This is a genomic window from Candidatus Pelagibacter sp. PS_43 (assembly GCF_059417795.1).
This window is the reverse complement of record NZ_CM182066.1, coordinates 267,751-282,978: the sequence shown is the minus strand read 5'-3', so window position 1 is coordinate 282,978 and position 15,228 is coordinate 267,751. Positions and strand designations below refer to the sequence as shown.

General features: G+C 33.4%; 14 protein-coding genes. All 14 read left to right on the top strand.

What is annotated here, in order from left to right; all coding sequences use genetic code 11:
* Positions 1–32 precede the first annotated feature (32 nt).
* The gene (locus AC5SLL_RS01485; protein ID WP_494586804.1) at positions 33–2,360 is read left to right on the top strand and encodes a trimethylamine N-oxide demethylase; all 2,328 of its coding nucleotides are present in this window, start codon (positions 33–35) and stop codon (positions 2,358–2,360) included.
* 2 nt (positions 2,361–2,362) lie between these two features.
* Positions 2,363–2,713, top strand: coding sequence for a hypothetical protein (locus AC5SLL_RS01480; RefSeq protein ID WP_494586803.1), 351 nt, complete (start codon positions 2,363–2,365; stop codon positions 2,711–2,713).
* A 102-nt stretch (positions 2,714–2,815) separates the two neighbouring features.
* Positions 2,816–4,144, top strand: a complete 1,329-nt coding sequence (locus AC5SLL_RS01475) for an NAD(P)/FAD-dependent oxidoreductase (protein WP_494579227.1) — start codon at positions 2,816–2,818, stop codon at positions 4,142–4,144.
* Positions 4,145–4,219: 75 nt separating this feature from the next.
* Entirely contained in the window at positions 4,220–5,689 is a 1,470-nt protein-coding gene (locus AC5SLL_RS01470) for a glutamine synthetase family protein (protein ID WP_494586802.1), read from the top strand.
* Positions 5,690–5,714: 25 nt separating this feature from the next.
* Positions 5,715–6,659 carry a class II glutamine amidotransferase domain-containing protein gene (locus AC5SLL_RS01465; RefSeq protein WP_494573434.1) on the top strand — a complete coding sequence of 315 codons (945 nt, stop codon included), beginning with the start codon at positions 5,715–5,717 and terminating at the stop codon, positions 6,657–6,659.
* Positions 6,647–7,501: a GltB/FmdC/FwdC-like GXGXG domain-containing protein gene (locus AC5SLL_RS01460; protein ID WP_494573433.1), complete on the top strand. Its 855-nt coding sequence runs from the start codon at positions 6,647–6,649 to the stop codon at positions 7,499–7,501. The genes AC5SLL_RS01465 and AC5SLL_RS01460 overlap by 13 nt, the downstream gene beginning before the upstream one ends.
* The gene (locus AC5SLL_RS01455; protein WP_494573432.1) at positions 7,501–8,910 is read left to right on the top strand and encodes an FMN-binding glutamate synthase family protein; all 1,410 of its coding nucleotides are present in this window, start codon (positions 7,501–7,503) and stop codon (positions 8,908–8,910) included. The genes AC5SLL_RS01460 and AC5SLL_RS01455 overlap by 1 nt, the downstream gene beginning before the upstream one ends.
* A gap of 8 nt (positions 8,911–8,918) precedes the next feature.
* Entirely contained in the window at positions 8,919–9,344 is a 426-nt protein-coding gene (locus tag AC5SLL_RS01450; RefSeq protein WP_494586801.1) for a hypothetical protein, read from the top strand.
* A 128-nt stretch (positions 9,345–9,472) separates the two neighbouring features.
* Positions 9,473–10,873, top strand: coding sequence for an ammonium transporter (locus AC5SLL_RS01445; RefSeq protein WP_494586800.1), 1,401 nt, complete (start codon positions 9,473–9,475; stop codon positions 10,871–10,873).
* A gap of 11 nt (positions 10,874–10,884) precedes the next feature.
* The gene (locus AC5SLL_RS01440; RefSeq protein ID WP_494586799.1) at positions 10,885–11,109 is read left to right on the top strand and encodes a hypothetical protein; all 225 of its coding nucleotides are present in this window, start codon (positions 10,885–10,887) and stop codon (positions 11,107–11,109) included.
* A 58-nt stretch (positions 11,110–11,167) separates the two neighbouring features.
* Positions 11,168–11,320, top strand: a complete 153-nt coding sequence (locus tag AC5SLL_RS01435) for a hypothetical protein (RefSeq protein ID WP_494573428.1) — start codon at positions 11,168–11,170, stop codon at positions 11,318–11,320.
* Between the two features lie 17 nt (positions 11,321–11,337).
* Positions 11,338–12,663, top strand: coding sequence for a type III glutamate--ammonia ligase (gene glnT / locus AC5SLL_RS01430; RefSeq protein ID WP_494586798.1), 1,326 nt, complete (start codon positions 11,338–11,340; stop codon positions 12,661–12,663).
* A 1-nt stretch (position 12,664) separates the two neighbouring features.
* Positions 12,665–13,795 (top strand): diaminopropionate ammonia-lyase, encoded by a 1,131-nt coding sequence (locus AC5SLL_RS01425; protein WP_494586797.1) that lies wholly within the window; start codon positions 12,665–12,667, stop codon positions 13,793–13,795.
* Between the two features lie 4 nt (positions 13,796–13,799).
* Positions 13,800–15,227: a cryptochrome/photolyase family protein gene (locus AC5SLL_RS01420; RefSeq protein WP_494586796.1), complete on the top strand. Its 1,428-nt coding sequence runs from the start codon at positions 13,800–13,802 to the stop codon at positions 15,225–15,227.
* Position 15,228: the final 1 nt, after the last annotated feature.

Below are 15,228 nucleotides of genomic sequence, written 5' to 3'. Positions count from 1 at the left end.
TTCATATAATATATATATAAAAAGCTAAGTAAATGTTAGGAACTAGCAGAGATATCAATAATCCAGGTTTAAGGATTTTACCACCGGGGGTTGAAAGATATTTTGTCAAAGGTGGTGGCTTATCTGTAATAGAAGTTTTTCCCGAAGATAAAATTGAAATAATTAATGAAGAAGGAAAACAAATTTGTGAAATAATTGTCTTTGACTCAATTGGCAAACCTGATTTGTCAATTTTAGATTTAAAAGAAAATTCAAATGCAGATTTCTCTAAAAGAACAATTGCAAAAGATGAAAAAATTTCAAAAATTTTTAAGAAAAGAAATCTAAATCTTAAACAAGCTAAATCATCAATTATATTCAACGAAGATTGTCTGATGGGAGAAAAGATAACACTTTCTTCAAAAGATAAATGTTTTGTTTTAATAGCAGCGCCTGGTGACCCGCTAAATGTTCATGAGCAAAATCCACCAACAGATTTAACAATTTTTGTTAATAGAGCAAAATTTTCAGAAACTGATGAACAGTTTATTTTACCAGAACCCTTAAATGATCCTATAGTTGAACAGCTTGTTAAAAGAAGAACTGCTGAAACTTACGAAGTAAAAGCTGGAGAATATATTCAAATTATAGACACAGGTGGAAGACAATGTTCTGATTTTTTAGCTTTTGATACTCATAAATTAAATGATGGTATTGAAAGTATTATTGACGATAAAGCCACAAGAACGTTTATGGGTAGTGCCTATCCTGGTCCAGGATTGTTTTCAAAATTCTATGATGGAAATCATGAGGCAATGGTTGAGGTGGTAAGGGATACGGTTGGAAGGCATGACACTTTTAATTTAGCTTGTACTTCTAAATACTATGAAGACCTAGGTTACATGGGTCACATTAATTGCACAGATAATTTTAACAAAGGTTTAGAAAAATACGATATAAGTGCTCGAAAAAGTTGGTCAGCTATAAATCTTTTTTTTAATACAGCTATTGATGCTAACAATGTTGCAACATTTGATGAGCCATGGTCAAGACCTGGAGATTATGTTCTATTTAGAGCGTTAAAAGATTTAACGTGCATTTCATCTGCTTGCCCTTGTGATGTTGATGCTGCTAATGGGTGGAACCCTACTGATATATTTGTTAGAACTTACGGAAAGAATAATAAGTATTCAAAAGCAATTGCATTTAGAATGAAAACAGACTCAGAACCAAAACTTACACAAGAAACAGGTTTTCATAAAAAAACATCTGAACTAACTAGAAATTTTGTTGAATACAAAGGTTTTTGGTTAGCAAATAATTTTACTAATTCGGGAACAATAAAAGAATATAACGCCTGTCGAGAAAGTGCGATAGCAACAGATCTTTCTCCACTTAGAAAATTTGAAATACTTGGTCCTGATGCAGAAAATTTAATGCAATACACTTTAACAAGAAATGTTAAAAAACTATCAGTAGGTCAAGTTGTCTACACTGCAATGTGTTATGAAAACGGATGTATGTTAGATGATGGTACATTGTTCAAATTTGGACAAGATAATTTTAGATGGATTGGTGGAGATGAATACAGCGGTGAGTGGTTAAAAGAACAGGCTAAAAAGAAAAATTATAAAGTATGGATAAAATCTGCAACAGACCATATACACAATATTGCTGTTCAAGGACCTAATAGTAGAAAAATTTTAGAAAAATTTGTTTGGACGGCCCCTATCCAGCCCTCAATAACCGAACTTGAATGGTTTAGATTTAATATTGCAAGAATTGAACATGAAACAGGAACACCTATTGTAATTTCTAGAACAGGTTACACTGGGGAACTTGGTTATGAAATATGGTGTCATCCAAAAGATGCTAGTGAGGTTTGGGATAAAGTTTGGGAAGCTGGAAAAGAATTTGACATCACACCTTTAGGTTTAGAAGCTTTAGATATGGTTCGAATTGAAGCTGGACTTATATTTTATGGATATGAATTTGATGATCAAACAGATCCTTTTGAAGCTGGAATTGGTTTTACTGTTCCACTTAAAACTAAAGAAGATGATTTCATTGGTAAAGAAGAATTAATAAAAAGAAAAGCTAATCCTCAAAAAAAATTAGTAGGCTTAGAACTTGTTGGTCATGAACCAGCTGTTCATGGTGATTGTGTTCATGTTGGTAGAGCGCAAATTGGAGTTATAACGAGTGGAATGTTGTCACCAAAGCTTGGTAAAAATATTGCGCTTTGTAGAATTGATGTAAAATATTCTGAAATTGGAACTGAAGTTGAGATTGGTAAATTAGATGGGCACCAAAAAAGAATTGGTGCAAAGGTTGTTGCTTTTCCTTTCTATGATCCAACAAAATCTAGAGTAAGAGCTTGAAAATGCCCAAAGATAAAAAAACTCTTTTAAGTTTTTGGGAAGACCAAATGAAACAATCTCATACATCAAGTAACTATTTTTTTAGAAAGTCTCCTTCTCATTATCATATGATGTTATTAGTTATGTCAGCTTATAAAGAACAAACAAAATTGTCTGTTGAAGAATTAAAAACAAAACTTTTTAAAACTTCTAGACCAAAATCTGCACTAATCATTACTGAAGCTTGCGAAAAAGGATTCTTTCGCCTTGAAAAAACTTCAACTGATCAGAGAATAAAAAATATAGTGCCAAGTGAGTCATTTATTAATGAGTTTAACGATTATTTAGATACACTTAAAAACATAAGCTATTAGCCATTAATTTATCAAAATTACAAAGTATATATCTTTTATATATAATTTTTAGTTCTATAAAAAATTATATTAATTACTATTACCAAAAAATAATGTTTTGATATGTCAACATTACCTACAAAAGCAAAAGTAGTTATCATTGGTGGTGGTATTCATGGATTGAGTACTGCTTGGAAACTTTCAGAGACATATAAAAATCCTGGTGACATTGTTGTCCTAGAAAAAAAAGATATTGCAGCTGGTGCAAGTGGGATTGCGTGTGGAGTTATTAGAAATAATTATTTTCAACCAGCCATGAGAGAATTAATGGCACACTCAGTTTCTGTTTGGGAAAGTGATCCAAAAGCATTTAAATATAATGCGGTAGGATATTTACAAATTTCTCCAGAAGTAATGCATGCAGATGTAGCAACAATTTACGAGCAACAAAAAGCAATTGGATACGATTCAGAATTTATTGAAGGTGAAAAAGATTGTATGAATTATATGAAGGGGATGTTTGATGACTGGCAAGCTCAAGGCATCACTTCAGTTCTCCATGAAAAAAAAGGTGGTTATGCATTTAATAAAGATTCTATCAAAGCTCTTGAAAATAAATCTACTTCAAATGGTGTTCAGGTAATGAAAGGTATTAAAGTTACAGGTTTTAAAAGAGGTAGCAATAGTAAAGCAGTTACTGGAGTTGAAACTGACAAAGGAACTATTGAGTGTGAGCAAGTAGTAGTTGGTGCTGGTCCTTGGGCTAGAGATTTTTGGAATATGTTAGAACTTCCAAAAACAGCAAATATCAAGGGTAAAGATGGCAAAATGCACGAAACTGATATGTGGACATATTGGATGCTTCAAGAAGGAGTGATTGGGGTTGAGCCCGACTTTTTAAAAATGAACAATGGAAAACAACCTCCTGTGATCCATGTTGACTCTACTGCTCCATTATATTCAGATAAAACAAAAAAATTAATCACTGATAAAATTTGGGGAATTTATTATAAACCTGACATTGAAGGACTTGGTGTTCAAGGTGGAACGTCTCCTTACATAGTTGATAAACATTTTGATAAAGTGAATGTAGATCCTTATGGAGTTGAATCTCCTGAATATCAAACTACAGAAGAATTCAATGATATGTGGTGTTCGGCTTTGGCACATTGTCAAAAAAGATTTGAAGGAAAATCTGATCTTTATAGAAAAGGGCCGTCTGGTGGTCTTGGATGTATGACACCAGACTCGTTTCCAATCTTTGATAGATTTTTAGAGAATGTATATATGATTGCTGATGCTAATCACGGTTATAAAATGATTGGTGTAGGAGAACTTGTAGCAAAAGAAATTCTTGGTACTGAGAGTGATTTATTAAAACCGTTTAGATTCAACCGTTACGAGAAAGGTGAACTTCACCCTACATCGAACAGTCCGTTCCCTTGGAGTTAAACTTCAAGTCTAGACACTAATAAAAATTTCAGCTACCTTTGAATAAATTATAATTCATTGAGGGGTGAAATTAAAATGACTGATCTAGATAAACACGTTAACCAACCAGGCAGAGCTAAACTAGTAAAACAAGTTAGAGCAAAAATTGATGAGCTTGGTGTTGAATATATATTTTTTCAATTCATATCAGTAACTGGTAGAGTTGTTGGAAAAGGAATTCCAACAGACCATTGGGAAAGAACATGTGAAAAAGGTTTTCAATTAGTTTATGGAGCAACTGCAAACTTATTTACAGATCGTCATGGTAGATACATAGGTTATGGACCCGAAGCAAAAGAGCTTGTAGGGATACCTGATCCGGAAACTTTTTGTCAACTTCCATGGGATAAAAAAGTAGCCAGAGTTTTTGTTACTTGTTTTAGAAATCGTGAAGAAAGAGAAAACCCAGGCGCTCATTTAACCTCTGATTGTCGTGGAAATTTAAGAATTCATGCTGAAGAATTTAAAAAAAAGCATGGCTACCAATTAAGAGTTGGAACAGAACCAGAAATGATGTGGTTAACTAAAAATGAAGATGGGTCTCCAACAGGTAAAGGATTTTCTAAACCTTATTGCTATCACATAGATCAATTTGAATCTTTAAGGCCTGTATTTATGAAAGTTTTCGAATATGCTAGAGCAATGGGCTTTGATATGATTCAAGGTGACCATGAGGATGCACCAGGACAACTAGAATTAAACTGGATGTACGATGATGTTTTAAGAAATGCTGATAGACTATCAACTTACAGACAAATTTGTGCCCAAGTTGCTAGAGAATTTAATTTAATTGCTTGCTTTATGACAAAACCTTTTATGGGTGTCTCTGCTAGTGGTTGCCATACAAATATGTCTTTATGGACAGGTGGAAAAGATGTTGTGAATAAATTAAGTCATAAATCTTTACCAGGAATGGACCATGTATTTACTTATGTTGAGGGTGGAACAAATACATTCATGCCAGATACAAAAGATGTTCAGTTACCTGGTAAGGTTGGTCTAAAAGCAATTGGTGGTGTAATGAAACACCTTGGTGCTTTAACTGCAATTGGTTCTTCAACTGTAAATTCATATAGAAGATTATGGGACACAGGTTTTTGGGCTCCTGTTTATGCTGACTGGGGATATCAAAATAGAACATGTGGATTAAGAGTTTCTGCCCCTGGAAGATTTGAATATAGATCGGTAGACTCGATGCATAATCCTTATTTAATGGGTTCAGGATTATTAAAATCTTTTGATGACGGAATATCAAATAATATTGATCCTGGAAAACCAGAATCTAGAAGTATGTACGAAGCTCAAGCAGCTGGTAAAGAAGTCAAAAAATTACCTTTAAGTCTTGGTGAAGCTCTTGACCGTTTAGCTGAAGACGAAGTTATCAAATCAGCTATGCCAGATGAAATGTATAAAGTGTTTCATTGGTACAAAAACGATGAGTGGGAAAGATTTTTAGGTGCAACAACTCAGTGGGATTTAGATACTTATCTGGACTGCCTACCGTAGTCTTTAATTATAAAAAGGAAAATATATGTGTGGAATAGCAGGATTAATACATAGAGGTAAATCATCAAATGTAGGAAGTGAGCTGCAGGGAATGCTGCAGGCCCTAAAACATAGAGGGGAAGACTCAACTGGTTACGCTTTATACGGTGATACAGATGGTAAAAATTTTATCATGCGCTTTAAAGTTGGAGAAAATGTTGGGGAAGGAAGCTCATCAATAATGGAAGAAACTTCAGTTTATGATGAAAGAAAAAAAATTGTTGATCAATATCTTTCCGAGATGGGTGCAAAAATTCTTAAGGAAGAAAGGATTTTACCTTACTCTTTAAGATATGAACTTGATTATAGCGCAAAAGATTTACTTTCATTTTCACAAAAAATTGAAAGTATTCCAGGTGTGGAAATACTTTCTATGGGAAAATCATTAGAAGTGATTAAAGATTTAGGTAATGCTAAAATGGTTTGTGATAGATATAATTTAGATAAAGTGGTTGGAACTCATGCAATTGGTCACGCAAGAATGGCAACGGAGTCTGGTGTTGATATTAAATCAGCACATCCTTTCTGGGGTTATCCCTTTAGTGATGTATCCGTGGTTCATAACGGACAATTAACTAATTACTGGAATAATAGAAGACTGTTAGAAAATAAAGGTATGAGATTTATGTCTGAATGTGACTCAGAATTAATTGCCGTTTATATTGCTCAAAAGATGAGAGAAGGAGCAAGTCTTGAAGAAGGTATGAGGGACTCTTTAACAGGTCTTGATGGAGTATTCACTTATTTTGTTGCAACAAAAGACTCGTTAGGAATGGCAAAAGACACTATGGCAGCAAAACCTTTGGTTCTTTATGAGTCAGATGATTTGGTTGCAATGGGTTCAGAAGAAATAGCGATCAGATCAGTTCTTCCACAAGAAATTGATACATATGATCCATTTGATGGAGAGGTAAAAGTATGGCAAATCTAAAAACAACCGAGAAAAAATCAAAAGCCCAGTCAATGGGTATGCACACAGAAGTTTTAACAGGAAGAACTCAACAAAAGTTTTTTAATCCTGATGAAGCAGAAAACTTTTATTACTTTGGCACATATGATGTTGATTTTAATAAAAGAACAGAGCTTGATGTTAAAGATATGACTGCTCCAGACGCAAATAAAGAAATAGATAATTTAATGAGCCAAGGCTATGGAACAATTGTTATAAAAAATCCTCAAGGAAAACACAGTTTAGGTGTTGGGATTCTAAATAAATTAAACTTAATTTTTGAAGGAAGCTTAGGTTATTTTGGTATGGGTTCATGCGATGGTCCAACTGTTAGAATTAACGGTAGAGTTGGTTGGTCTTGTGCTGAAAATTTAATGGCTGGTAAAGTAGTTATTGAAAAAAATGCAGGATCTTGTTTCGGCGCTGCTATTAGAGGTGGAGATTTAATTTGTAAAGGTAGTGTTGGTGCTAGAACTGGTATTGATATGAAAGGTGGAACTATCATTATTGGTGGTGATGCTGGTGCATTTACAGGTTTCATGATGCAAAGAGGGAGAATAATTATTCTTGGAGATGTTGGAATAAATTTAGGTGACTCTATGTATGATGGTACAATTTTTATTGGTGGCAGTATTGGATCTTATGGAAGTGATGCAGTTGACGCTGAACTTACTAAGAGTGATCAAGACTGGTTAAGAAGAAAATTAAAAGTTGCAGAAATCGGTGAAAATTTTGATGTAAGTAAAATGAAAAAAATTGTAGCTGGTAAAAAATTATGGAACTACGATAATTTAGAACCTACTGAGAAGAAAGGAGCAATTTAATGCCTAAGAAAAAAACTAAAAAGAAAAAAAGTAATGGAAGTGTTGGTGGAAAAGCTGATGTTCATGCCTACGAGGAAGGTAAAAGAAATAAAAGTTTATTAGGTCATAATGCTATTTTTACTCCTGAAGTAATTGACGATATTCACATAAAAGCTCAGTTAGGAAGATACAGAATGCGTGGAATGGCATTGATGAAGAAAATTCCAACATTTGATGATTTAGTTTTCTTACCTGGAACACTTACAAGATTTGTAATTGAAGGTTACAGAGAAAAATGTGAAACAAAAACTGTAATTGGTCCAAGATGTGAAAACCCAATTGAACTTGATATACCTGTTTACATTACCGGTATGAGTTTTGGAGCACTTTCTTATGAAGCTAAAACTGCTTTAGCAAGAGGAGCTACTATGGCTGGTAGTGCTACTTGTTCTGGAGAAGGCGGAATGATACCTGATGAAAGAAGGTATTCTGAAAAATGGTATTACCAATGTATCCAATCAAGATATGGATTTAATCCACACCACGCTCAACTTGCAGATGGAATAGAGGTTTTCATTGGTCAAGGTCAAAAAGTTGGAATGGGTGGACACTTAATGGGTCAAAAAGTAACTGATCAAGTAGCTGAGATGAGATCATTACCATCTGGTATTGACCAAAGATCACCTGCTCGACATCCTGACTGGCTAGGTCCAGATGATTTAGCTTTAAAGGTTGAGGAATTAAGACAACTTACAAAAAATAAAGTACCAATTCAATTAAAGCTTGGTGCATCAAAAGTTTATGATGATGTGCGTATGGCTGCAAAATGTGATCCTGACTCTATTTATTTGGATGGAATGGAAGGTTCTACAGGAGCTGGCCCTCACATTGCTGCTGCAAATACTGGTATTCCAGGAATTGCTGCAATTAGAGAAGCTAGAAGAGCAATTGATGATGTCGGCAAAACTGGAAAAGTTACTTTAATTTACGCTGGTGGTATAAGAGATGGTGCTGATATGGCAAAAGCTTTGGCATTAGGTGCTGATGCAATTGCAATTGGAACTGGATCTATGATCGCTTTGAATTGTAATAAAGATATCCCTGAAGCTAATTTTGAAAAAGAAATGGGTGTAAAAGCTGGTGAGTGTTACCACTGTCATACTGGTCGTTGTCCAGTTGGTGTTGCAACGCAGGATCCTAAACTAAGAGCTAGATTAAATCCAGATGATGCTGCTTTAAGAGTTTACAACTATCTTCATTCAATGACGTTAGAAGCTCAACTTTTGGCTAGAGCGTGTGGTAAAACTAATATCCACTCTTTAGAGCCTGAGGATTTAGCTGCATTAACTACAGAAGCATCTGCTTTAGCAAAAGTTCCTTTAGCTGGAACTAACTACACTGTAGGTGTTGATAACTATCACAAAATATAGAGGTAAATATGGCTAAGAAAAAAACAAAAACTAAAGCAAAAGTTAAAAGTAAAGTTAAAAAAGAAAAAAAACTAAAACTTGGTACTTTTAAAGAAACAGCTAGAGAAAAGTTAATTGGTCAACATATCGGTTACAGATATGATGTAAACTTACTTCCAGATTATAAAAGAGTAACTCCATTTCTTAAAAAATATGTGGAAGCAATGGGATGGGATGATCTTAACTGGTTAGAAGACGTTCATATGGGTTATGAAGAAGGAAGACCAGCAGTATTTTGTAGAAATGCGAATGGTTGGGTTACAATTCCAAAATCTATTAAATTACCGAACAACCAACAAGATAGAGATATGATAGCAAGAGAGCTTTTGGTTAAATTTCAAATGTCTCCAAAACACCCTCTTGTTGATTTGAAAAAAGCTTACTTAAAATTTTAATATCTCAATCTATAGTTGTTTTTATTTTACAAACTTATTGTGAATATTAGGTTTTTATAGATTGTTTCATTTGTCACACCCTTAGAAATCTCATAAGCTTTTTTAAAAACTAATATGGGAGAGAGAATATGACTGATCAGTTAGGTGCTCTTACAACTATATTTACAGAGTTTTACTATTGGGTAACAGTAGTACTGATGTTTTTAATTCACGTCGGTTTCTGTATGTATGAAGTTGGAGCTTCTCGATACAAACATCACCAACATACTTTAATGAAAAACACAATGCTGATACCATTGGTTACAGTAACTTGGTTTTTCTTTGGTTGGTGGATTTACTGGGCATTTCCAACAGGACCAGGAATTGCACCTTCAATAATGAATGAGAGTACAGCGTTAATTACTGACGATAGCACTTTTAGTGCTAAATGGTATTTAGCTAACTCAGAATTTATGGCGATCAATTTAGGTGATCACATAAGTGGAGTATTCTGGGCTGCATTCTTACTATTTTCATGGACAGCTGCTTCAATCGTCTCTGGAGCAATCATTGAAAGAATTACAACTTTTGCATTTGGAATTTTAGCAATTGCAATTGGTTCGTGCTTCTGGGTGATTGATGCTGCTTGGGGATGGCACTTTGATGGATGGATGCTTAAAATTTTAGGGTATCATGACGCTTACGCATCAGGAGTAATTCACGCAATTGCGGGTGGATTTGCTTTAGGTGTTCTAATCGTTTTAGGACCTAGAATTGGAAAATTCTCATCTAGTGGTGAACCAAGAAATATAGGACCAAGGAACCCATGGCTAGTTACAGTTGGATTATTTTTAATCTATACTGGTTTCTGGGGATTTTATGCGGCATGTAATATACCGATATTTGATCTTGGACCTGAATATGGAATGGAAGGTGTCACGTACTGGACAGCAACAAACATATATGTAACCCCTACCACGCTGAGTGGAATTACCTTTAACTTCTTGATGTCATTATCAGGTGGATTATTGGCTGGATACGTGGTCGCCAAAGGTGATCCGTTCTGGACATACTCAAGTGGACTAGCAGGTATCATCTGTGCATCTGCAGGTAATGATTTGTATCACCCGATACAAGCAATGCTTATTGGTGCGATCGGTGTAGTTATTGCATATAAAATGCATTACTGGGTTGAACGTAAGTTCAAAATCGATGATGCAGTTGGTGCAGTAGCAGTGCACGGTTATGCAGGGTTTGTTGGTCTTGTAATTTGTGGATTTGTTTTAAATGGCTATCCTTCATCTGGATACAGTGTTGGAGCTATGTGGGACGGATCAACTTATGCATCAATCAATCCATTGGGGCAATTCTTAGGAGCAATAATTATGTTTGGTGTTCTTGGAATGCTACCGGGTTATGTAATAGCTAAAGTACTTCATGGAATGGGTAAATTAAGAATACCTCGTGAAGTTGAAATAGCTGGACTAGACTATGAAATAATGGAGGACGATAGAAAAGCTGAAAAAGCAGTCGCCTCTTCAACTAGGTAAAGGAGAAAAATATGGCTACAGTTACAAACTGGATAGATCATTTAAGTGCAAAAGAGGTTGTCGGAGCAGTTTATCCGGGAGCTGGATCCACTGAAACTTTACTGGTTATTCTTGGTGTAGTTTTTTGGATTGGCTGGCATGTTTTGACTGCTAAATCTGAGAGTGAAAAACTCTCAAGTTTAGCTAGAAAAAGACATGGTGCTGATGATCATAAAAGCAATATTACCGATTGGTAATTAAACTTAAAATTTGGGCGCTACTTGAAAGTGGCGCCCTATTTTATAATCTTTAAATATGGCTGACAATAACAACGAAGAATTGAGACCTACTAAAATGAGGGGTGTTGTTTTTCCTAAAGCAAAATATGGAGTAATATTAGCTATAGTAATAATAATTGTTGTAAATTTAATTTATTATAAGGAAACTATCTTTTCACTATTTAGATAATAATGTTAACTTAATTTATGCCTAAAAATTTATTCAAAATTGCAAAAGAAAAAAAAATTAAATATTTTCTAATAAGTTTTGTTGATTTATTTGGTGTACTTAGATCAAAATTAGTTCCTGCTCATGCTATAAAAGAAATGCAGAGTGCTGGTGCTGGCTTTGCGGGGTTTGCTGCATGGCTTGATATGTCTCCAGCAGACTCAGATATGTTTGGAATACCAGATCCAGATAGCTTAATCCAATTGCCATGGAATAAAGAAGTAGGATGGTTAGCTTCTGACTTATGGATGAATGGCAAGCCAGTTGAGGCCTCACCAAGAGTAATGCTTAAAAAACAAATTCAAAAACTTAAAAAACAAAATTTAATAATGAAATCAGGTGTTGAATGTGAATATTTTTTAATTTCACAAGATGGTAACTCAATTGCAGATTCAAGAGATACTCAATCAAAACCTTGCTATGATCAATCGGCATTAATGAGAAGGTATGATTTAATCAAAGAAATTTGTGATTGTATGATTGAAATGGGATGGGGCCCATATCAAAATGATCACGAGGACGCTAATGGCCAATTTGAAATGAATTGGGATTATGACGATTGCTTAAAAACTGCAGATAGACATACTTTTTTTAAATATATGGTTAAAACAATATCTGAAAAACATGGTCTAAGAGCAACTTTCATGCCTAAACCATTTGAAAATTTAACTGGAAATGGCTGTCACGCACACGTTTCAGTATGGCAAGGTAATAAAAATAAATTTTTAGATAAATCAGATAGTCTTGGCTTAAGTAAAATGGCTTATAATTTTCTTGGTGGAGTAATCAAAAATGCATCTTCTCTTTCAGCTTTTTTTAATCCAACAATTAATAGTTATAGAAGAATAAATGCTCCACCAACAAAATCTGGTGCTACATGGTCACCTAGTAGTATTTCTTATACAGGAAACAATAGAACTCATATGATTAGAATACCTGACCCAGGTAGATTTGAATTAAGATTAATGGATGGATCTGTTAATCCATATCTGTTACAAGCAAGCGTATTAGCTGCTGGATTATATGGTTTAAAAAATAAAATCGATCCAGGAAAACCACTTAATTGTAATATGTACGAGGACCACGCAAAATATCCAGATTTACCAAAATTACCTAATGAGTTAGGTCAATCATTAGAGCAATTAAAGAATAATAAAGAAATGAATGAGGCCTTTGGTAAAGAAACAATTATGAGCTATATCAAACTTAGAAGTTTGGAAATTAGAGAATTCCAATCCAAAGAAAGTTTTGATAAGACAAAACCTATTTCAAAGTGGGAAAAAGATAATACTCTAGATTGTTAGAATGACAATTTTATCTAATGGTCATCAATGGAAATTTTCTGAAATTTTAAATAATAAAAATTATTCCTTTGATAAACAACAAATTTTAAACTCATTATCAGAAAATGAAATAGATGATGCTTATTCTAGCATTTCAAAATGGAATGGATATGCCCCTACTCCTTTAATTTCTTTAAATAAATTATCAAAAGAATTAAATTTAAAAAATATTTACTACAAAGACGAGAGTAAAAGATTTAATTTAAAATCTTTTAAAGCTTTAGGTGGCGCTTATGCTGTTGAAAAAATAACAAAAGGTAATAAAGATATTGTAGTCGCAACCGCAACTGCTGGTAATCATGGAAGATCTGTTGCTTGGGGTGCTAGAAGATTAGGTTTAAACTGTAAAATTTTTATTAGTGAGTTTGTAAGTGATGCAAGAGGTCAAGCTATGGCTGATCTTGGAGCAGATGTAATTAAAGTAAAAGGAAATTATGAAAAATCATTAATTGAATGCATCAAGCAATCTACGGAAAATAATTGGCAGATAGTACAAGATATTGCTTGGAGAGATTATATACAGGTGCCTACGTATACGATGGCTGGATATACGGTCATGATGAAAGAAATTGCAGATCAAATTCATAATGAAAAAATTTCTCATATAATTTTACAAGCTGGTGTTGGTGGAATGGCTGGAGCAATGATCGCAGGGATTGCCAAATATTTAAATAATATTCCATCTACTATAGTAGTTGAACCTGATAGTGCAGCTTGCGTTTTAGAAAGTATAAAAACTGGAAAAATAGAAAAAATTGACATCAAAAGAGAGAGTTTGATGGGTGGTATGTCTTGTGGAGAAGTATCACTGGTCCCATGGAAGATTCTAAAGAACTCTGTTAAACATTGTATAAGTCTGCCGGATGACGATATTGCAAAAACTATGAAATTATTAGGAAACTCAAGCTTTAGTGATCAGCCTATTATTGCTGGTGAAAATTCGGCCCCAGGAGTAATAAGTTTAATTGCAAGTTGTGAGGATCAAAATTTAAAACAAAGTTTAAGATTAGATCAAAATTCAAATGTTTTAGTAATTGGTTGTGAAGGTGATACAGATAAAGCAATGTACCAAAAGTTAATCAATCAAAATTAATTACATGTCAGACATAGGCATTTTCTGGATAAGAGATGATTTTAGAATAGAAGATAATCCTGCATTATCTTTTGCAACTCTAAATCATGAGAGTGTAATTGGATTGTTTATCTATAATAACAAAAATTTTGATAATCAAACTGAAGCTCAAAAATGGTGGGTTTCAAAGTCATTAGAAGTTTATAAAAAAGACTTATCTAAATATAATATTGCTCTTCAAATAGTTAAAGGTGATGAGCTTGATACTTTTTCTAAGATTAAAAAAAAAGATAATCTTTCTATATATTGGAATAAAGTTTATGAGCCAGATGTAATCGCTAAAGGAAAAAAAATTAGAGATATTTTTTTAAAAAATGAAATCAATTTTAAATACTTTAAAGGAAATATTTTAAATGAATTTCAAGAAGTAACCAAAAATGATGGAACACCTTTTAAAGTATTTACTCCATTTTGGAGAACTGCTGAGCAAAAATATTTATCTTCACCTCCTAGTAAAAAATATATTATTAAAGATAAGTCAAAAGAAAAAACTTTTTTTAAAAACTGTATTAAACCTAAAGATATTTTGCCTAAAAAAAATTGGTATAAAAAATTTGATAAATACTGGATAATATCTGAAACTAATTCAAAAAAAATTCTAAATGAGTTAATAGAAAATAAAATCAAAGATTATGGAACAACAAGAGACATTCCGTCTGTTGAAGGAACTTCAAAACTTTCACCATATATAAAACATGGTCAAATTCATGTGGCAAGTATTTGGAAAAAATGTAGTGAAATCAAATCTAAAGGTATTGGATATAGAAAATATATTAATGAACTTGGTTGGAGAGAATTTTCACATAGTTTGATCAATTATTTTCCAGAATTTTTAAAAGGCAATTATAGAAAAGACTTTGATAAATTTCCATGGATTAAAAACGAAAAATATTTAAAAGCTTGGAAAACTGGAATGACAGGATATCCAATAGTGGATGCTGGTATGAGAGAATTATATGAGACTGGCTGGATGCATAATAGAGTTCGTATGGTAGTTGGATCTTTTCTTGTTAAACATTTAAGAATTAATTGGACTGAAGGAGAAAAACATTTCAGAAATTGTTTATTGGATTTTAATAAAGCAAACAATGTTGCACAATGGCAGTGGGTTGCTGGTTGTGGGGCAGATGCCGCTCCTTATTTTAGAATTTTTAATCCAATCCTGCAGGGTGAAAAATTTGATAAAGAAGGGCTTTATGTAAAAAAATGGGTCCCCGAATTGGATAAAGTGCCAAATAAATTTATTCATAAGCCTTGGGAAATGGAATTAAAGTACCAACAAGCAATTAAAACAATAATTGGAAAAGATTATCCTCAGCCAATAGTCGTACATGAAAAAGCTAGAGCTTCTGCCTTAGAAGCTTTTCAAAGCTTAAAAAAAGTAAGAAATTAAC